Consider the following 19,223-nt stretch of genomic DNA (forward strand, 5'->3'; position numbering starts at 1 on the left):
AATTTATCTAAAAATCAATACAATATAGTTCAAATTAACAAAAGGAACAATTTAGAGTCAATGAAATTAATTTAATAAAAGTGTGAGTTTGCCCTGGGATTAATAGATTATAATTATTCTTTTGAATTAATTCACGTATAAAATAACACTATTTTAAGTACTAAAAACTTAACAGATAAAACCTACTAATAAAGAATATTAATGATATTTTATTAGTAGATTTTTAATGTTTACTTAGTAAGTTTAATAATATAGGTAATTAAAGTAATATATGATTACTATGTTTATTTTTAATGGTAATTAAAGATCTTTACTGTAAAATATACAATACAAAAAGTGCGCTATAAAGCACTTTTAAGCTGAGTACTGAATTAAAAAGTGTATATTTACATTAAAAGAGCCATATAATGCACTTAATAGAAATTATAAAAAACCGTAGAGAAAACTTAAATGTAACCCAAGAAATGCTTGCCGATCTTTCTGGTGTTGGTTTACGTACACTTAAACAGTTTGAAAGTGGCAAAGGAAATCCTACATTAGAAACGCTAAATAAATTAGGTAATGCCTTAGGAATTGAGCTAACTTTTATCGTTAAAAATGTAAGTATTAAATAATGAGAGAAGCAAACGTATTATACAAAAAAGAAATTGTAGGAATATTAATGCAATTAGATACTGGCACTTTTATATTTAAATATTCTGATCAATGGTTTAACGATTCAAATAAACCAGGAATTAGTTTAACGTTGCCTAAAACACAACAAGAATATTGTTCGGATTATTTATTTTCTTTTTTCTATAATATGCTACCAGAAGGTTCTAATAAACAAACTGTTTGTTATGAAAATAGAATAGATACAGAAGATCATTTTGGAATATTAATTACTACAGCAAAACAAGATACTATTGGTGCTGTTACTATTGAAAAAATTAAATAATAATGACTTTACCAGAAATAACAAATTGCCCAAGTACACTTGCAAAAAATAACAATGCCTACAGTAATACTGCTTTAAGGCGTGTTTTTTATGGAAAAAAAGTAAGTCCTATTTTAAATTATGATTCGCCATCGAGTAATCAAAGTACAGATTTATTGTTTACAGATAACAGAAAAAGAATGTCTATTTCTGGTGTACAAGAAAAATTTTCTGTTTTATTAGATAAAAATAAATTACGTTTAATTCACGAAAATGAACAAGGTCAATATATTTTAAAACCAATACCAAATGTCGGTAAATATTCAAATGAAATGCCCGCAAACGAGCATTTAACAATGCAAATTGCCAGACAAATTTTTGCTATTGAAACCGCAGAAAATGCGCTTATTTTCTTTAAAAATGGAGATCCTGCATATATTACAAAGCGTTTTGATCTTAAAAAAGATGGTAGTAAATGGGCGTAAGAAGATTTTGCTTCCTTAGCAAAAAGAACACCACAAACTCATGGGGAAGATTTTAAATATGGTGGTAATTATTTAGAACTTTTTACAATTTTAAAAAAATATACGCCTGCTTATACTATCGAATCTATTAAATTATTTAAGTTAATATTTTTTAATTACTTGTTTTCTAATGGAGATGCTCATTTTAAAAATTTCTCTTTAATAGAAACACCTTTAGGCGATTTTAAATTAAGCCCAGCTTATGATTTATTAAATAGTAGAATCCATATAGATGATAACGATTTTGCCTTAGAAGATGGTTTATTACCGCCTAATTTAGCACAAGGAAAAATTACAACACAATTCTATATTTTAGGAGAAAAAGCTGGTATTCCCCAAAAACAAATAGAAAAAGTATTTAATAATTTAACCTCGAAAAAAAAAGGAGTTTTATCGCTTATTGATGCTTCTTTTTTAAGTGAAAAATTAAAACGAAATTATACTCAAGCATATCAAACAAGGCTTAAAAAATTATTAAGACTGTGATTACATCTGCTTAGTTCGCTTTACCTTCCGTTATATTGCCACATTACTGCATTACAATAATTATGTACAGCACCTTCGGTCATTCCTGTATCGTGATTATGTTGTAAGTGTATTGGATATTTTAAAAAATTATCAGGAAATAGTTCCCAATTTATCTTCTTTTCTATTATGTGTTTAGGTGCTTTTTCTTTTAAACTATACCCGCAATAATAGCACTTATATTTTTGCTCACATATATACTGTTCTCTTACTTCTCTTCGCTGAGTCCAATGTAATTTAGTATAATCTATAGGTAAATTGTATTTCATAATTCATCAAAAGTTTTTTTAATTTATTTACAATCAATAATATATCTTGTTTTTTGATTTAAATAAGCATATTGATTAGTTACAATTTTTGATTATTAAAATCGTGAAAACCTGTTGGTTTGTAATCAACAATTTCAATATCTAAAGATTTTAATTGTTTATTAAAGTTTGATATTTCAACCTCAAACTATTTTCAGGAAAGTTTGTTTGTCGCAATTCAACAAAATCATTATTTGTAAAGTAAATTTTATTTTTTGATATTTTTATAAATCTTTCTTTCATAGTGAGTTTATTTTCAAGCCTTTTAAATCGTTTATTAATCCATAATTATTTTTTCATCGTATTTTTGAGTAAATATTACGAAGTAATTTTTTCTCTTCTTCTTTTTCAGTTAATAATCCTTTTAAAACTATATATCCGAGTTCTTTAACCTGTTCTAAATTTTTTCCTTGTTTGACTTTTATAAAATCTTTAAAATCAAACCACTTTTTCCCTTTATTTTTTAATAAAATTTGAAAAGAATAATAATTATTCTTTCCATAAATTCTAATTTGATTGTGAGAATGTGTAGTAAATAAATAGGTATTTCCTTTTTTAGTTAAACCTTCCTTCCAAACAGATTTATTAATAAAATCACTTATTTTTTTAAATATTTTCAAAACTTCACTACTTAAATACTGGTCTTCTCTTGTCAAATATTCAATACAAGTACTTCCAACAATTTTTTCTCCCCATTTTGGATGATACGTTATATGCTCATATCTAATTTCTGTTCCGCAATCTTTTCTTTCGCAAATTCCATCTAAACCACCCAAATCTCCAATTGAAATTAATGTCCATCCGCTATCAGGCTCTACTAATCCGTGTTCTCTTGAATGACATCCTTTACAAAGAGTTATACAATCACTTAAAGGATAATCCCACGGTTCAAAATTTGGCTTATAACTTTTATGATGAGTTTGTAAAATAACTTCAAATTCATTTCGTCCACATTTCAAACATTTATTTCCATCTCTTAATTTTACTTTTGTAGAAAAATTAACCCACTTACTATTTTGATATGATTTTTTATAATTTTTCATTCTATTTTATAAAAATTAAAAACACATAAATATTCTATATATAACAGGCTATTTATCTAATAAATCAAGACTACTAATATAATTAAATACTTAATAAGTTGTTTATTAAATTCAACTATAATCTATTACTTTTAGATTATTAAATAGTTAATTTCACATGTTTAAAATATTGTATTTCAATACTTTAATTTTTAGGATAAAATATTGTAACAAGGTCAAAAACAAAACATTAGCTTATGTTTAATTATTTTTTATTTTACTGTTTACTTAGTAATATAAGTAATTGTTGTAGTCTAAATAATACAAGTATCTTTGTGTTACTAAAAGTAAATTACGATTATGTATTTAGCAATAAAAGAACCGCAAGACATCCGTAAAATATCTTCTGAAAAAGTATGTAAATTAGTCGATGATTTTATTGAAAATCAAGATATAAAACAAAGCTCTAAGAAATTATATAGACGAACTTTAAAACAGTATTTTAATTGGGTTACTACTAAAAACTATTTACTTATCAGAAATAACCAGACCACAAATTAAGACAACTCTATAAAAAAAATACTACTCAAAACTATTTAATACTTTGAAAATTGCATTGAATTTATTGAAAAATGAAAAAACAGAGAAGCAAGGTGTTACAGAAAAAAGACTTAAATCTGGTTGGAATGAAGCATGGCGATTAAAAGTCTTAAATATTAAAGTATGGGTTTACTCTGCCATTAAAAACGAATTTTACCCCAATTAATAGAAAATAAATGAAATACCTGGCTTCAAGAAAAATTAAAGGCTTTCAATTAACTCACGAATCATAATAGGGACTACTGATAAAATAGAAATAAGTGCAACAAATACAACTGTATGCATTTTTAAATCGAAATATGATGTAAAATGACAATCCAATTTCTCATTTATAATTTGCTTTAAAATAGGATGATTTAAACCTTGCATTCATAAAGGAAATTTTCGCTTCAGTTGAGCATTAAACAATAGCTGACTAGGTAAAAGAAAATCCAAATCAATAGATATTGACATCACTATTTCTAATTATGTTACAGGAAATATTACAAAAATATCTAAATGGAAAATAAACGACAACCTTCTCGGTTCTAAATAATACTTCCCAATAATTAGAAATACAACAGAACTAAAAGATTTACTTGATTGGAATATTCAAGGTAAAATTGAGAAAATGGAACAATCTTATATTCATGTGTTTGAAAGTTAAAACTTAAAATAAGGTACTGCTAATTTAATTTAAAGCACTCTATACAAGTGAAATAAAACATGTAATAGCCTTGTAATTAATCATTTTTTATTTAACTGTTTACTTAATAATAAAAATAATATAAGTAATTGTTGTAATCTAAATAATATAAGTATATTTGTAATACTAAAAAGTAAATTACATTATTATGTATTTAGTAATTAAAGAGCCTCAAAATATAATTAAAATATCTTCTATAAGAGTTGGAGAATTAGTAGAAGGTTTTATAGACGACCAAGATATAAAGCAAAGTTCTAAGAAATTATATCGACGAACTTTAAAGCAATATTTTAACTGGGTCACTACTAAAAACTATTTGCTTTCAGAAATAAGTAGACCTCAAATAATAGAGTATAAAGAGAATTTACTAAGTTCAGGAATGAGTAATTTAACGGTAGGTTCTTATATTACCTCTGTTAGACGTTTTTACGAATGGGCAGAAGCGAATAAATACTATCCTAATGTAGCCAAAGGAATTAAAACACCTAAAAGAAAGCCACAATTTAAAAAACAACCGTTATTACCAGCACAAGCCATAGCTTTACTAGATTATTTTAAAGATAAAACACTAAGAGATTACGCTATAATTAATTTACTTTTAAGAACAGGGTTAAGGACTATAGAGGTAATTAGAGTTAACATCGAAGATATTACATTTAAAGGTTCTCAAAGAGTTTTATTAATACATGGTAAAGGAAGAGATGAGAAAGATAATTTTGTAATTCTTACAGATAAAACGTATAAATATATAGAGATTTATTTAAGTTCTAGAGGTAAAACAAGGTACTCAGATCCTTTATTTACTTCTACTTCTAATAATTCTAAAGGAAGAAGGTTGTCTACCAGAACTATAAGTTATATCGCTAAAGAAGGATTAAAAGCAATAGGGTTAAATTCTAAGAATTTTACAGCCCACAGCCTTAGGCATACTACAGCGATTAATATTTTAAAAGCTGGAGGGTCTATGGAAATGGTTCAGTTTACTCTTAGGCATACCAATCCTGCAACTACTCAAATTTATACAGCGACTTTAAATGAAGAACGAAGATTAGAGAATAGCGGAGAGGCTTTAATAGATAATTTATACTAAAATATATTTTTATATAAACATAATAAATGCAATAATCAAAGTAATTTAAGTAAACAAAATAATATTAGTAATACATAGAGGTGTTTTGTGTTTTATTCCTATTAAAAATAACACTGAAATTCTGGATGTTTTTCAATAAATGTAATAATTCAAGTAAACAAAATAATATTAATAAAATAAGTAAGGTAAGTAAACATAATAATATAAATTAAGTAATGTAAGTAAGATAATTAGTATCAGTAATCATAAAGGAGGTGTAGGTAAAACAACTTCTACTCTTAATATAGGAGCTGGATTAGTAAAACTAAAAAAGAAAATTTTATTAATAGATTTAGATCCACAGGCAAACCTAAGCCAAAGTTTAGGAGTGGTAGAACCAGAATTTAATATATACGGAGCTTTAAGAGGAGATTATGAATTGCAACCAATAGAGGTTTCTAAAGGATTATATTTAATTCCTTCTACTTTAGATTTATCTGGAGCAGAAGTAGAAATGAGCGGAGAACCTGGAAGAGAATATATTTTAAAAGAATTGATAGATCCGATTAGAGATGATTACGATTTTATTATAATTGATAGCGCTCCTTCTTTAGGTTTATTAACTATAAACAGTTTTACAGCTTCGGATGAAATATTAATTCCTTTACAGGCTCAATATTTAGCTTTACAAGGATTGGCTAAATTACTAGAAGTAGTAGAAAAGATTAAAAAAAGATTAAATAAAAACCTTAAAGTAGGAGGTGTATTTATAACACAATACGATAAAAGAAAAGTATTAAATAGGGATGTTGCATCAACTATTGACCTACATTTTAAAGACACGGTATTTAAAACTAAAATAAGAGATAATATCGCATTAGCAGAAGCACCCGCTCAAGGATTAGATATTTTTAGATACAGCCCTAAAAGTTACGGTGCAGAGGATTACTTAAAGCTAAGTAAAGAAATATTGAAACATAGTAAACATTAATTACTAAATAAACATTGATTACTTAACGTGTGTTAGTTATTAAGTAATTTAAATAAACATTAAATTTATAAAATATGGCTAAAAAAAATTTTACAGGAGGATTAAGTTCTTTATTAGGAGATACTGAAAAACAAAAAGTAGGTAGACCTAAAACATCTAATAAAGTGATAACTAAAAGTTCTCAAAAGGGAACTAAAGAAAAGGAAACCAGAGCCACTTTTATAGTAAATGAAGATTTGCTAGAAAAATTAAAAGCGATCGCTTATTGGGATAGAAAACTAATAAAAGAGGTTGTAGATAAATCACTACAAGATACCGTAGATAAATATGAAAAAAAGAATGGTAATATTGAGCCGATACCAAAAAAATAAATAATAGTAAGAAGAGAGTGACCAAAATTATTATTAAAGGTTTAATATAGCGAATATTAACTTACTTCTGTAAGTTTACATTACAGAAGTAAAATTAATAGTGAAAAACCTAAAAGAATACGAATTTTGGAAAACACAAAGGAATTTCTTTATAAACTAGTTGTTATCTGAAATATAAAAATCTGTATATCATATATTAATATTATTGGCATATATATTTATGGCAGGCATTGCTAATTCAATAAAGATAATGTTTTATTTCAATAATGCATTAATAATAACATGGATAATTCGAGCATTTTGATACTTTTAGAATAACATTTTGACTTTCTTCTCATTCTTGCTAAAAAATGTCTAAATAAACTATTGTAGCCTTCCACTGTAAATGTTTCTGCTTTTGATTGCACGTGTTTATCCTTAATAATTATTGCCCTATATGGTTTCCAATAATCACTTGCAATAGTTTTCATTTGGTTGTCTTTAATTCCTTCCCAAAACTTCTTGGCTGTTTTTGTGCTTCTATCTCCAGTAACGAAGTGGAGGAATCTTTTGCCGTATCTATCAACGGCAATCCAAATCCAACAGTAGTTTTTTTATGCCCAATATAGCTGTGCATCTCATCAACTTCTACCATTTCTATATCTTGAGATTCTGGTTGTAAGCTAGAAATTTCGTTTCCAAAGGCTCTAATCCAGTTCAAAACACTAACATTACTTACGCCCAAAAGTCTTCCGACAGAACGAAAACCTAACCCTTCTAAATACAGTTGCAAAGCTTTATTTTTTGTCGATAGTGGATAATCACAAGAGCGCCTTTCTACGGTGTAATTATATCCACAAGATTTACACTTGTATCGCTGAATACCTTTTATTACTCCATTTTTAATCTTTTTTTCGCTCTTACATTTTGGACAATCCATATTGTTTTCTTTTCTTCTAAGATAGGTAAACTATATTAAATTAGCAATGCCCTTTTCTTTATGTAGCAATAGCATAAGTGAGGTATTTCTATTTATTTTAGAAATTTAAAGAGGCTCTATAGGTGAGTTTAAAAAAAAATGTATAATTTAGCTGGGATTTTTCACGAAAAAGATAGAAGAAAACATTAATATAATCTATAATTTAAAAACAAAAAAATATGTCTATGTATAACTATGGAATAGGAGGGAATGAAGTAAAAACAGATGGAGGAGAATCTATTGCGAATATCCCCGCTAATAAAACTTTATTAATTCAAAAATTAACGAACGAAGCACCTGTAACTCCAGAAGCAGTGTATGGGCTTCAGACGGTAGAAGAAGTGTTTGAGGAATTTTCTCCAAGTGTTGAAGTAGAATTTCAAGATGAGCAAGGAACAGATGTAAAAGAAAAAATTAGTTTTAAAAATCTTAGTGATTTTGGATCTAAATCAATTAAAAAGAATAGTGCCTTTTTAAATAGATTAGATATTGAAAAAGAACAAAACACTAAAATAATTCGTCAACTTACCTCTAATAAAGGATTGAAAAAAGCTTTAGAGAATCCTGAAACTAGAGCAGCTATTGTTCAAGTATTAGAAGATTCTTTAAATGAAATTAAAGGAAGAAAAAGTAATTAAAAGTTGAGAATTTAATAAACTAACTACAATAAATTATTATGTCAGTACAAGCTAAAGAAAAAAAAGAAATATCTGTACAAGAAAAACAAATCCAAAAAGCAAAATCTTCAGTTGATGTATTAGCTGAATATGGCGGCTTTTCTTTTTTAGAAAATATAATTGATGGCTTCTCTAACCTTAATCCAAAAAGAAAAGCAAGAAGAAATATATTTCTTACTGATGAACAATGGGAAACAGAAAGGAAAAACTTATCGAATAGATTAAATATCTGGATTGATTTGTTAAGTAGCGGAAAAGATACTGAAGGTATGCGTGATATAGCAAAAGATCGTTCAGAAAAAGCAGATACAACTTTAAATTCTAATTTAAAGAAGGCTCTTAAAACTACTGAAGACTTAGAGAGATCATACAGATCTGTTTCTCTTTTTTACAAAAATGCAGAATCAGAAAAAATAAAGAATATTACTATACTTAATGCCGATTTAGATCAATTAAAAGATTTAGACAATACTTTATTTATAGATTATGTTGCGAATGAGTTACAGCAAAATTTTGACCGTCTTGATCTTAGAAGTAATTATGGGATCTTAAATGTACCAGGGTATTTAGGTTCTAATGCTGTTATAGATAAGTGGTCTAAAATAGCATACGATAATAAAGCAATGCTAGTAACCGATTTTCAAGATTTAGAATCTCCTGATGATGTGATAGATGTTTTTTTTAATGCAAACCATACAGGTTCAGATATTTTTAAATCGAATACATTAATGTCTTGTAACTGGTTGTTAGGTAGAAAAAAAGACGATGTTGTTGGTGAAGAAGATAACTTATATGTTCCGCCATCATCTGCTTTGGCTGGGAAAATATACAGTACTTTAATGTCTCAGGTAGTTGCCGGAAAAAAATTCGGTGGAATTAATGAGGTTGAAAGTGTTCGTTTTGGTCTTAAAAAGAGTGAGATTTCAGAGTTAGAAAAAATGGGATTAGTACCTATGGTTAACGAATACAGTAAGGTTATGGCGTTTTCTGCTAAAACATTATTTAATGGAGATAACTTAGGATTGCAAACTTACTCTGTAGTTAGAGTATTTGATCATATAACCAAGGTTCTTTTTGATTTCTTAAATAGAAAAGCTTTCGAAAACTGGACTACTCGTACTGAGGCTGACCTAAGAAGCCAAATAGTTAAGTTTTTAGATAGTGTTCAAGGACCATCGAAACTTATTGAAAAGTTTAAAGTGATGAAAATAGAGCAAGATCAAAATCAAAAAGATAGAGTTTTGTTAGATATACATATCACACCATATTTTCCTGCTAAGAGTTTTGTTATTCAATTAGATGGTCATAAAGGAGATGGCCCTGAAAATGCTGAATGGCATAGTGAATATAAACAGGTGTAATCGTAAGAATACTATTTATTTATAACTTATTAATTTAGGTAATAGTTAAGAAATATATTGAATGTTATTAATTTCAACTTGTTTCTTAATTATTACTTAGATAATAAGGTTATTGGTTTTTATAAAAGTGAATTTAATTTTTAGAAATAAATAAATTAAAGAATAGTAGGTATTACTAGTTTTCGGTGTTTCTGTCAGAAATATGTTTTATGTAAACAATATAACTTTAATGAATTGATCATTTATCTACGATTGTTAATTTTATTCTTTTAAAGAGAAAATGATAACGACTTTCTTTAAAGAGTAGCTATATTGATTGAATCTTTTATTTTCGATATTTTTTACATAGTTCACTTAAGATTCATCAAAGTAAAGTGGTGTTTTTTTAAGTGTTTAACTAAATATCTGTAATTCAGATATTTAATTTAAAATAGTAATTGAATTGTAGCTGATTACTACACCATTTTCCAATAATATGTTGTTTGTGTTTATGCTATGAACCCAACAAGGAAATAAAAAGGCAAAGAAAAAGAAAAGAATGGGATTAAATATAAAAATACTTGATAGAGGGCCACGAACCTTTGCCGAATTTAAAGCGAGGCTAGCGGCACAAGATTTAGCAAGTACTGGTAATTTTACAACAGTTGTTAATAATGCGAATACTACAGTAGAAGACAGAACAAATAATAAAATAAAGACTATAACTGTTTTTGATAAAGAAGACAAAAAAATAGGCTATAGCGAAAAATATAATGAAGCTTGTACCGCAAAGGCACAAGAAGAAACATGGTATAAGGTAGGATTAGATGAGTTAGACTGCGACACTTTAGAAAAAGACCTAAGAAAGGTTAAATTTTGTTTTTGGGTACAAGACCACCCCAAAGGAAAAATGATGGTTATTGATAACCCTAAAAAGGTAATCATGATTCGAAAAAAGAGCAACCCTTTTACTAAAGACAGTACAACAGATATATTAGAGACTAAAAACACCGAAACATTAACCAAAAACTTAGAAAAGGCATATTACTACGCTGTTATAGAATATACTGAGAAAGAAGCCATTTTAAAAATAAAGTGGAGTAAATGGTTAGACGGTTATTTTATACGTGTAGAAGCTTGCTTTAGGAGGGTAAACATAAAAGCTGATGGCGGTAAAACAACGGCATCACGCTATTTACAATCATCACCAGAAATAGTAAAAGGCTATTGGGTAAATGATAAAAGAAATAATATAACTAACAAAATAGTAGGTTATAAAGATACCGTGTATATGTGTTTAAAAACACTAGGTATGAAAAATAAAAATTTAACAGCAGAACTTTGGGAAGATGATTATGGTTATGGCGACGAGCAAATAGAAATTGAAAACGCTGCTTTTGAAATAAAAGGACGCTATACCTATAAAAAATTAGAAATACCCGATAGTGTAAACGAAAACTATCAAAAAAAACGTGGCGGTATAGAAGGAGACCAATTAGAGCTTTACTTTAAGTTACCCCAAGAAAAAAATACCACAGGCTATAAAACGGGGTTTGGAAATTCTTTAAATATAATTTCAAAAGAAAAGATAACCAATGCTTATTTTTCTTTAGAAAAAAAACGCAACCAAATACAAGATAGTACACTACCAGAACCAGAGCAAACACCAAACATACACATAGTAGGTGTGTCAAAAGAGACCATAAACAAAATAGCGAAAACTTATGGTTTAGATGCAGGCAAATTAGCTAAACTAAATAACGTAGAAGAAAACAAAGGTTTAACTTATGGAGGTGTCCCAATAAAACTAAAAACAACTGCTGAAATAGCCGCAAATGAAAAGGCTAAAAAAGCACGTGCTACAAAACAAGAAAAAGCAAAAACCGAGCCTTATTACGAACCTATAAGCACTGCTAGTTTGGGTAGCGAAGTTTGGCTGGTTGTAGAAAGTGCTAACCTACGAGGTAAAAAAGCAACGATAGAAATTTACGATAAGGAAGCCTTATTAGCAGAAGATAAAAAGCCAATCACCGTTTTAAAGGATGATACAGAAGTAACGAAATTAGAAAACGTAACTTTTGATGATAACGGACAAGCTAAAGTAAAAATTAAGCTACGTAAAAAGAGCGATGCTGATTATAAAAAGCAAAAAGACAAGTTTAAAGATGATAAAATAGCTAAGTTGTTTTTAAAAGTAACCTGTAAAGTAGATGCGAAAAGAATACTGATAAAAGAGTTTTTGGTTGACAAGGAATTTGATATATATGAACCAATTCATACTTATAATGTAAATATTTCAACATCTAAAATAGAGAAAATATTAAACCCTGGTATAGAAATTAAAGAATATAGATTTTTGATTTTTAAAAATAAAAAAAAGATAGCATCTCATGATATGTTGATTAATAAACACAAGCTACTAGGTTTTCCTAAAAGTGGTTCAAACTGGGGAAGGTATGGGTCTAGAGATAAGGGAGGAGATAATTGGATTGATGAGGAAACTGCAGCAGCATTTTTAGGGTTTTTATATAGTTTGCCTGAAAATAATATTTCTGAGACTTTATATTATAATGACATTTCTGCTAATGATAAAAGGAATATTGGTCATAAGAGCCATAGAACCGGTAAAGACATAGATATAAGATATCCAGGAGCAGATAATTCAGCAGGAGAAAAATTATGGGGAGTTTCTAAAGAGGTATATGTAACAGAAGAAAAATTCGTGAAAAAACTTGAAGATATTTTAGATGTTGCTGTTAAATGGAATTTCATAAAAAAACATAATTATGCATATAAAAAAGATATTAAAAATACTAAAGGCTCAGCAGTATCAGTACATCAAAATCATTTCCATATAGGATATAAGAGATAAAAGAATATGAAAAATTTATTGACATTAATAATTACACTTATTTTTTTACTATCATGTAAAAAAGAAAATAAAAGAATTTCATTAGTAAAAGAAAAATCACAGATTCAAAGCGAGGTGTCTTCAAAAGAGATAGAGCAAAATGATTTAGGATATTACAACGAAATGGGTACTTTAGGAATAGGATTAATAAAACCTCTAACAGATTCTTTAATTTTTTATAAAAAAAATATAAAAACAAAACCAGAAATAGTCAGTAGTTTTAATCCTTTTCCAATTACTCCAGTATTTTACAAGCCAGATTATGGAATTGTATATTTAATTTGCTTAGAGGATACTAAAGAGTATTATAAAATAAAATCGATTGATGGTGTATTTTATTTAAAGAAAGCAAATTATGTATTTGTCGATTGGAAAACTTTTTTGATGAATTCTACTGGAATAAATAATATTGATGGGAAAACAAACCCGATAAAAAAAGAGAATAGTGCAAAATCAGAGGATTTAGATTGGTCTGAATCAGAAGAAATTATTATTATAGATGTAAAAAAAGATTGGATTCTTATTCAAAATGAATATGAACAGATAGGTTGGATAAAATGGAAGATAAAAAATAAATTATTAATAGAGATATATTTGTTAATTTAAGGTGATACCGAAGTAACAAAATTAGAAAACGTAACTTTTGATGATAACGGACAAGCTAAAGTAAAAATTAAGCTTCGTAAAAAGAGCAATGATGATTATAAAAAGCAAAAAGATGCTTTTAAAATAAAAAATACCTATAAAAATAATACTACTGGAGCAGAAGAAGAACTACACACTGATAATCAATCTTTAAAAGAGTGCCCAGATGATTATACTTTAATAAAAAAAGGTAAAGAAAAAATTGCTAAGTTATTTTTAAAAGTAACCTGCAAAGGTGATGATAAGAAGCATGAAATATTATTTTTTAAAGATAAGGGGATAAAAGTTTATAGTGGTAAGACTTATAAGAAAAGAGATGAGGGAAAGGTTATTCAAGAAATTAATATAAAATTAACTGGTTTTGGAAAAGGGCTACTTCCTAAAAAAGAGTTTACTGAAGAAACAGAAAAAGCAGTAATTCAATTTCAAAAGGATTACATGAAAATTGAAGCAACAGGTGAGGTGGATAGCAAAACTGCAAATGCTATTGATGAATTCTGTGAGAAGTACAAAGAAACTATTTCAGAATATGAATGTCCTTGTACTAATACAGCAATAAGTGGTAGACCTGATGCAGACAAAAGGTGTACCGGCTTTGGGAAAAAACAATTTAAAGGAGAGTATAAAACAGGGTCTAGTGAAAGAAATTACAAATATGAATATCCAGGAATACACAGATCTCTTTTATGGGGTATAAGTGCAATAAGGTTTTATATGGAAGAGACATCATACAGTGTTCTCAAAATAAATAGAGGTTATCGATGTTGGAGTGACAATTTAGACAATCCACATCATAATAATAGGACATCTACAAATCATATGGGGAAAGCTGCAGATCTTCATTTTAATAAAGATAGTAAACGTGCAAACCTTACTTCAAATATGGAATATGTTAGAAAGCATTTTTTTTCTAAGTATTTGGGTGCTCCAAAAAGTGGAGTAGGTCAAACACATGGTTTTGGATGGAAGAAAAATAAGTTTGGTCTAGAACCCAAGAAATTTAATGGTGGGGCATCAGGTGCTACAACATGGGTTCATGTAGATGTACGAGAGTTTGATAAAATTTATCTAAAAGAAGAGTTATTTATTAGTAAACAAGATTTAGTTATAGGAAAAAAAATATCTGAATATTAAGAAAATGAAAATGAAAAGTATATTATTATTTACTAGCTTATATCTGTTCTTAGCTTGTAAAGAGAGTAGCAAAGCTATAAAAAAAGAATCGATAATAGTTATTGATAGTACTACTTCAGTTTTAAACAAAAATATAGATAAAAAGGACTTGATATTAAATACCTGCATTGGAGATGAGCAAAGTCCAATTCTAAAATTGCCAGTTAATGGAGGAAATAATCTTATGGCTAATACTTTTGAAGAAGGAATAAAATTACAAGAATTAAAATGTAGCATTGACAAAATGAAACCTCAATTATGCAATTCTGATTATGTGAATTATTATCAACTTCCTAAAAAAGGTGAGTTATTACCAATAATTATTGAAGATGAATGTGGTGATAATAATAATTATATTTTAGCGGTTTTCTATCAGAATGAATTAATTGATAATATATTAATTTATAGCTACTGGACAGATATGGAAGAGGGTAATAGTAAAGAAAAAATAAAAGACTTTAAAATAAATAAAGATTATGAAATTAAAATTTCAGACTCGGAATTTCAAAATAAAAAGAAAACTAACTATAAAATTAATAAGTATCGCATAAATAAAACGGGAAAAATTATAAAAATCAAGAACAATTCTTTAATGGTAGGCTCAATAGTCTACGCTCAAGTAGAAACGTATTTAAACATGAGATCTGCTCCAAATTCAAATGGAGACATTATAGCAAAAGCTTACCCAAAGGATGGTTTAAAAGTAATAGAAGTGTTAGATGGTTGGCTAAAAATAGAATTAAATGGTAAACAAGGTTATGTTAGTAGTGAGTTTGTAAAATGAATTTTTATATACAAACATTAAGTTATTAAAATAAAGAATGAAGTTACATTATATAATATTATTTTCTTTTTTCATTGTAGCTTTATCATGTAAAAAAGAAGAAATAAACAATAAGAAAGCACCTTTAAGTGTTGAATTTGATAATAAAATCCCACAGAATAAAGCGAGTAATACATTAGATATTATAAACACAAATAAATGGTTAACAAAGAAAGATTCCAATAACTTTAAATCTATCTCACTTCCTTTTACATTTGAACAGTTTTATGATGATTATGTTGATGAAGCTAATTATCCATATTATAATATTTCTGAAAATTTAAAGGAATATTTAATTAACAATAATTTTGAAGCAGAAAGTTATGAATCTCTGTTAGTCTCAAGTGCATATGAATTTAATATTATGTTAGTTTTAGTTGTGAGAGGTGATTCAGAATATTATATTTTGATTACTGCTACAAGTGAAGATGTAAAAGGTTTTAATGTTATAGGGGAAACAGGAAATAGTGATGAATTAATAACATTTAAAATAAATGATGATTACACAATAAGTAAATATAAAGGACAGAGGAAAAATAAAGTCTTTTTTAAGAAATTAAAGATATTGAATGATGGTAGTTTTAAGGAAGTCAGAGGAAACACTAATAGTTATTCTGTTATAAAAAAGGGAGCAATAGTTTACGCTCAAGTAGATACGTATTTAAATATGAGATCTACACCAAATGCTACAGGTACTATAGTTGGTGAAATTTACCCAACAGATAAATTAATGGTTTTAGAAGTTTTAGCGAATTGGGTAAAAGTATCATTAAATGGTACAGAAGGTTATGTTAGTAGTGAGTTTGTGAAATAAACAAATAAGTTGTTTTTAATAAGTAGCGAAGTTTGGCTAGTTCTAGAAAGTGCCAACCTACGAGGTAAAAAAGTAACGATAGAAATTTACGATAAAGAAGCTTTATTAGCAGAAGATAAAAAGCCAATCACCGTTTTAAAGGATGATACAGAAGTAACGAAATTAGAAAACGTAACTTTTGATGATAACGGGCAAGCTAAAGTAAAAATTAAGTTACGTAAAAAGAGCGATGATGCTTATAAAAAGCAAAAAGAAAAATTTAAAGAAGCTAAAATAGCAAAGTTATTTTTAAAAGTAACTTGTAAAGGTGATGATAGGAAACATGTTGTTGAGTTTCTAAAAGGTGGAGAGTTTGAGGTGAAAAAAGGACTTTTATTATTTCCCTTTAAAACAATACCATTAAACCATCCTGATGGTTTTAAAAATGATAATTATAAAAAATATAATTATACCTTAGAGGAAGATAATGCAGCTACATTTGGCTATTATCGAGGTACGAATAGAATTCATGCTGCTAGAGATTTATATTATGAGCTTAAAGAGCCAATATATACAATATATGACGGAGTAGTAAAGAATGTATATTCGTTTTATTTAGATACATGGGCTATAGAGATAGAACATGATTATGAACATAAGTCAGGATATAAACTTTATGTTAGATATGGAGAGGTAGGTAAAAATAATATATTAGTTAAAACAGGAGATAAAGTAATTAGAGGGCAACAAATAGCTGAAATAGGTTTAATGTATAATAGTAAGAAAAAGAAATACATTATGCAGCCATATCCAGACAAACGAGGGATGCTTCATATAGAAATGTATTCAGGAGAGGAGACAGGTAAATTAACTAACAGAGGAATAAAATATAAAGAAATGATGTATTCTGCATCGATAAACTATTCTAAATCACGTTCTTTTCAAAGAAGAAAAGATTTGTTTGATCCTTTAGAATTATTAAATGAAGGTTATTTGAATTCAAAAAATGAAAATCTAATAAAATGAAAATAAGAGCAATTTTTTATTTAATAATGTTAATTACATTATTAAATTCTTGTAAAGCTGAAAAATCAAAGGAGCAAGAAATAAAAAAAGAAAAAAGTATAAGTAAAATAAAAGAAAAAAAAAGGAAACCGAAGCTTAAAAATATTAATTTAATACTAACAGATAGTTTAAAACAACTTTATAATCAAAATTTATTTAATACAAAATTAACTAGTTTATCGTTAAGGGATAAAAATGAGGTTGATATATATAAAAAGTATGAGATAGATTTCAATCATTTATGTTATCCTTCAGCTTTATCTCTTTTTATAGATAGCATTGAAAAAAAAATATATGCTTTTCAATATGAAGACGAAGATGTTCCTATAACAAAAAGACGAATTGACTATATATTAAATATTAAGAGTATAATAAAGATAGAAGGTGGGTATAATATAATTTGTAATGAATTAGAAAGTTTTTTAGGAGCAGACTATGTTAAAACTAAACTCAATGATATTGAGTTTAGCTTTATAAAATTAAATTCAATGTCATTATATAAACTAGAAATACGAGAGCAAGATTTAAAATCAAAACATAAAGATTTATTTGGGAGATATAATATTTATGTTAGAAAAGCTATTGAAGATAAATTCCATAAAGACGATTGTGGTGATTTTGAAGGCTAATTTATAAGTATGTGTTTAGGAAGAATTATTGTATTAATGCTATTTTTAGTGTATTAAGAAAAAGGTATTAAAAACGTCAAAATAGTTATTACAGATGAAATTGATTAATATATTCGTTTTATTTTTTTTGACCTCATGTTCATCAAGTAGCCAACATACTTGTGGGATAGATGATGTCCTTAATGATTTCCTGAACACAGATGTTTCATATTCTATTGACCAAGGACATGTCGATTTAACCAATATTTTCAGGGACAATAAAATACCTTATATAGGTTTTATTGGTGAAAAGAAAAAGAAGATAGATATTTTTATCACTTCAATTGAGTTAGATAGTAAAAACCCTAGTCATTATTTAATATAAGGAAGTACGCAAATTTATTCTGAAAAAACAAGACATTTTATAGGAAAACTCTTACCGGATAAACAATATAAATTTTCTAAAAAAATAGACGAGGATGTATCTTATTCTGATTCAATCTTAAAGCAAGGTTTTTCAATATTGACGTATGAACTAAAAGAAAATGATAGTTTAAATAATGCAGGTATTTTTAAAGGAAATCTACTTGTCTCATGGTATAAAGATACTTCAAGTAATGTGCATTATGATGATACGTTGGATTATATTCCAAGTTATACTAATTGTTGTTTTTTCGGTAATTGGGTTAACAATGATAGAGATGAAAAGCTTATAACAGCTTGGAGCCATTATAGAATACCATGTTCTGGAGATTTAGATATCGGAGCTGCTGAGTTTTCACCCAACCCCAAATATTATAATAAAGGCTGGAAATTTTATAATTCTGAAGTTATAACTGAAGAAAATGTTATTGAAAATTCAAATGATATAATAGCTAAAATTATAGATGAAGATGGTTATGTAAATATGAGATTAGAAAAAAATAAAAACTCAGGTATTGTTTATCAAGTTTCATCAGGTAGTTTGGTAAAAGTTTTGAATAAAGCACAAGAGTGGTGGTTCGTATCTTATAAAAATAAAATAGGTTATATCCATAAAAGTAGATTGTAAAACCCTGAAATAGGTTGACTAAAATTTAAACACTTTTAGTTAAACTATGGACACAAAGATAAAACTACCCTACCGAAAAAAGAACTACAATAAAGTAGGTTTTGAACTCAAATTATTCATCATTGACCAAATTCATAATGGACGTATTTCTGTTAATTACGCCGCTAA

General features: G+C 27.4%; 21 protein-coding genes and 1 pseudogene. 19 read left to right on the forward strand and 3 right to left on the reverse strand.

All coding sequences use genetic code 11. From position 1 onward, the window contains the following. Nucleotides 1–407: 407 nt before the first annotated feature. The 3 genes and pseudogenes from AQ1689_RS02065 to AQ1689_RS02075 all read left to right on the forward strand — a co-directional run bounded on the left by AQ1689_RS02065 (nt 408) and on the right by AQ1689_RS02075 (nt 1,926). Complete coding sequence (locus AQ1689_RS02065) at nt 408–614, forward strand: helix-turn-helix domain-containing protein (protein ID WP_101915915.1); 207 nt, start codon at nt 408–410, stop codon at nt 612–614. Continuing rightward, nucleotides 614–937 (forward strand): HipA N-terminal domain-containing protein, encoded by a 324-nt coding sequence (locus tag AQ1689_RS02070; RefSeq protein WP_101915914.1) that lies wholly within the window; start codon nt 614–616, stop codon nt 935–937. The genes AQ1689_RS02065 and AQ1689_RS02070 overlap by 1 nt, the downstream gene beginning before the upstream one ends. 179 nt (nt 938–1,116) lie before the next feature. After that, nucleotides 1,117–1,926 (forward strand): annotated as a pseudogene (locus AQ1689_RS02075) (HipA domain-containing protein). 20 nt (nt 1,927–1,946) lie between these two features. Here AQ1689_RS02075 and AQ1689_RS02080 read toward each other — a convergent pair. Further along, a complete protein-coding gene (locus AQ1689_RS02080; RefSeq protein WP_101955033.1) occupies nt 1,947–2,234 on the reverse strand; it encodes a hypothetical protein in 288 nt (95 codons plus the stop codon). Nucleotides 2,235–2,569: 335 nt separating this feature from the next. Continuing rightward, nucleotides 2,570–3,316 (reverse strand): HNH endonuclease, encoded by a 747-nt coding sequence (locus AQ1689_RS02085; RefSeq protein WP_101955034.1) that lies wholly within the window; start codon nt 3,314–3,316, stop codon nt 2,570–2,572. A gap of 339 nt (nt 3,317–3,655) precedes the next feature. Here AQ1689_RS02085 and AQ1689_RS02090 point away from each other — a divergent pair, with 339 nt between their 5' ends. The 5 genes from AQ1689_RS02090 (at nt 3,656) to AQ1689_RS02110 (ending at nt 7,011) form a co-directional block, all read left to right on the forward strand. Further along, nucleotides 3,656–3,856 (forward strand): hypothetical protein, encoded by a 201-nt coding sequence (locus tag AQ1689_RS02090; protein WP_101916109.1) that lies wholly within the window; start codon nt 3,656–3,658, stop codon nt 3,854–3,856. Between the two features lie 43 nt (nt 3,857–3,899). Continuing rightward, on the forward strand, nt 3,900–4,061 hold the full coding sequence (locus tag AQ1689_RS02095) for a hypothetical protein (protein ID WP_159459693.1): 162 nt from the start codon (nt 3,900–3,902) through the stop codon (nt 4,059–4,061). Between the two features lie 667 nt (nt 4,062–4,728). Next, nucleotides 4,729–5,670: a tyrosine-type recombinase/integrase gene (locus AQ1689_RS02100; RefSeq protein ID WP_101955035.1), complete on the forward strand. Its 942-nt coding sequence runs from the start codon at nt 4,729–4,731 to the stop codon at nt 5,668–5,670. Between the two features lie 226 nt (nt 5,671–5,896). Then, nucleotides 5,897–6,640: a ParA family protein gene (locus AQ1689_RS02105; RefSeq protein ID WP_101955036.1), complete on the forward strand. Its 744-nt coding sequence runs from the start codon at nt 5,897–5,899 to the stop codon at nt 6,638–6,640. A 74-nt stretch (nt 6,641–6,714) separates the two neighbouring features. Continuing rightward, nucleotides 6,715–7,011, forward strand: coding sequence for a hypothetical protein (locus AQ1689_RS02110; protein ID WP_101915601.1), 297 nt, complete (start codon nt 6,715–6,717; stop codon nt 7,009–7,011). A 260-nt stretch (nt 7,012–7,271) separates the two neighbouring features. Here AQ1689_RS02110 and AQ1689_RS02115 read toward each other — a convergent pair. Further along, a protein-coding gene (locus AQ1689_RS02115; RefSeq protein ID WP_101915602.1) for an IS1 family transposase occupies nt 7,272–7,930 on the reverse strand; the annotation gives its coding sequence in 2 pieces (ribosomal slippage) (nt 7,272–7,598 and nt 7,601–7,930; 657 coding nt in all). A 218-nt stretch (nt 7,931–8,148) separates the two neighbouring features. Here AQ1689_RS02115 and AQ1689_RS02120 point away from each other — a divergent pair. The 11 genes from AQ1689_RS02120 (at nt 8,149) to AQ1689_RS02170 (ending at nt 19,055) form a co-directional block, all read left to right on the forward strand. Further along, a complete protein-coding gene (locus tag AQ1689_RS02120; protein ID WP_101915603.1) occupies nt 8,149–8,607 on the forward strand; it encodes a hypothetical protein in 459 nt (152 codons plus the stop codon). 38 nt (nt 8,608–8,645) lie between these two features. Continuing rightward, the gene (locus AQ1689_RS02125) at nt 8,646–10,007 is read left to right on the forward strand and encodes a DUF5458 family protein (RefSeq protein WP_101915604.1); all 1,362 of its coding nucleotides are present in this window, start codon (nt 8,646–8,648) and stop codon (nt 10,005–10,007) included. Nucleotides 10,008–10,545: 538 nt separating this feature from the next. Further along, nucleotides 10,546–12,858 carry a hypothetical protein gene (locus AQ1689_RS02130; RefSeq protein ID WP_101955037.1) on the forward strand — a complete coding sequence of 771 codons (2,313 nt, stop codon included), beginning with the start codon at nt 10,546–10,548 and terminating at the stop codon, nt 12,856–12,858. Nucleotides 12,859–12,864: 6 nt separating this feature from the next. Continuing rightward, complete coding sequence (locus AQ1689_RS02135; RefSeq protein WP_101955038.1) at nt 12,865–13,503, forward strand: hypothetical protein; 639 nt, start codon at nt 12,865–12,867, stop codon at nt 13,501–13,503. A 378-nt stretch (nt 13,504–13,881) separates the two neighbouring features. Beyond that, nucleotides 13,882–14,676, forward strand: a complete 795-nt coding sequence (locus tag AQ1689_RS13255; RefSeq protein ID WP_262509579.1) for a peptidoglycan-binding domain-containing protein — start codon at nt 13,882–13,884, stop codon at nt 14,674–14,676. Between the two features lie 10 nt (nt 14,677–14,686). After that, on the forward strand, nt 14,687–15,499 hold the full coding sequence (locus AQ1689_RS02145; protein WP_159459671.1) for an SH3 domain-containing protein: 813 nt from the start codon (nt 14,687–14,689) through the stop codon (nt 15,497–15,499). Nucleotides 15,500–15,536: 37 nt separating this feature from the next. Continuing rightward, entirely contained in the window at nt 15,537–16,352 is an 816-nt protein-coding gene (locus AQ1689_RS02150; RefSeq protein ID WP_101955040.1) for an SH3 domain-containing protein, read from the forward strand. Nucleotides 16,353–16,361: 9 nt separating this feature from the next. Next, nucleotides 16,362–17,357 (forward strand): M23 family metallopeptidase, encoded by a 996-nt coding sequence (locus tag AQ1689_RS02155; RefSeq protein ID WP_101915610.1) that lies wholly within the window; start codon nt 16,362–16,364, stop codon nt 17,355–17,357. Continuing rightward, nucleotides 17,354–18,025 (forward strand): hypothetical protein, encoded by a 672-nt coding sequence (locus tag AQ1689_RS02160; protein ID WP_101955041.1) that lies wholly within the window; start codon nt 17,354–17,356, stop codon nt 18,023–18,025. The genes AQ1689_RS02155 and AQ1689_RS02160 overlap by 4 nt, the downstream gene beginning before the upstream one ends. Nucleotides 18,026–18,125: 100 nt before the next feature. Next, entirely contained in the window at nt 18,126–18,389 is a 264-nt protein-coding gene (locus AQ1689_RS02165; protein ID WP_145993660.1) for a hypothetical protein, read from the forward strand. 138 nt (nt 18,390–18,527) lie between these two features. Continuing rightward, complete coding sequence (locus tag AQ1689_RS02170) at nt 18,528–19,055, forward strand: SH3 domain-containing protein (protein ID WP_101915612.1); 528 nt, start codon at nt 18,528–18,530, stop codon at nt 19,053–19,055. Nucleotides 19,056–19,223: the final 168 nt, after the last annotated feature.

This window comes from Tenacibaculum finnmarkense, assembly GCF_900239185.1.
In the GTDB taxonomy this organism is placed as follows: Bacteria; Bacteroidota; Bacteroidia; order Flavobacteriales; family Flavobacteriaceae; genus Polaribacter; species Polaribacter finnmarkensis.

Coding starts and splice junctions, on each gene's coding strand:
- AQ1689_RS02065 (WP_101915915.1), top strand. CDS start 408: ATGCACTTAATAGAAATTATAAAAAACCGTAGAGAAAACTTAAATGTA.
- AQ1689_RS02070 (WP_101915914.1), top strand. CDS start 614: ATGAGAGAAGCAAACGTATTATACAAAAAAGAAATTGTAGGAATATTA.
- AQ1689_RS02080 (WP_101955033.1), bottom strand. CDS start 2,234: ATGAAATACAATTTACCTATAGATTATACTAAATTACATTGGACTCAG.
- AQ1689_RS02085 (WP_101955034.1), bottom strand. CDS start 3,316: ATGAAAAATTATAAAAAATCATATCAAAATAGTAAGTGGGTTAATTTT.
- AQ1689_RS02090 (WP_101916109.1), top strand. CDS start 3,656: ATGTATTTAGCAATAAAAGAACCGCAAGACATCCGTAAAATATCTTCT.
- AQ1689_RS02100 (WP_101955035.1), top strand. CDS start 4,729: ATGTATTTAGTAATTAAAGAGCCTCAAAATATAATTAAAATATCTTCT.
- AQ1689_RS02110 (WP_101915601.1), top strand. CDS start 6,715: ATGGCTAAAAAAAATTTTACAGGAGGATTAAGTTCTTTATTAGGAGAT.
- AQ1689_RS02120 (WP_101915603.1), top strand. CDS start 8,149: ATGTCTATGTATAACTATGGAATAGGAGGGAATGAAGTAAAAACAGAT.
- AQ1689_RS02125 (WP_101915604.1), top strand. CDS start 8,646: ATGTCAGTACAAGCTAAAGAAAAAAAAGAAATATCTGTACAAGAAAAA.
- AQ1689_RS02130 (WP_101955037.1), top strand. CDS start 10,546: ATGGGATTAAATATAAAAATACTTGATAGAGGGCCACGAACCTTTGCC.
- AQ1689_RS02135 (WP_101955038.1), top strand. CDS start 12,865: ATGAAAAATTTATTGACATTAATAATTACACTTATTTTTTTACTATCA.
- AQ1689_RS02145 (WP_159459671.1), top strand. CDS start 14,687: ATGAAAAGTATATTATTATTTACTAGCTTATATCTGTTCTTAGCTTGT.
- AQ1689_RS02150 (WP_101955040.1), top strand. CDS start 15,537: ATGAAGTTACATTATATAATATTATTTTCTTTTTTCATTGTAGCTTTA.
- AQ1689_RS02160 (WP_101955041.1), top strand. CDS start 17,354: ATGAAAATAAGAGCAATTTTTTATTTAATAATGTTAATTACATTATTA.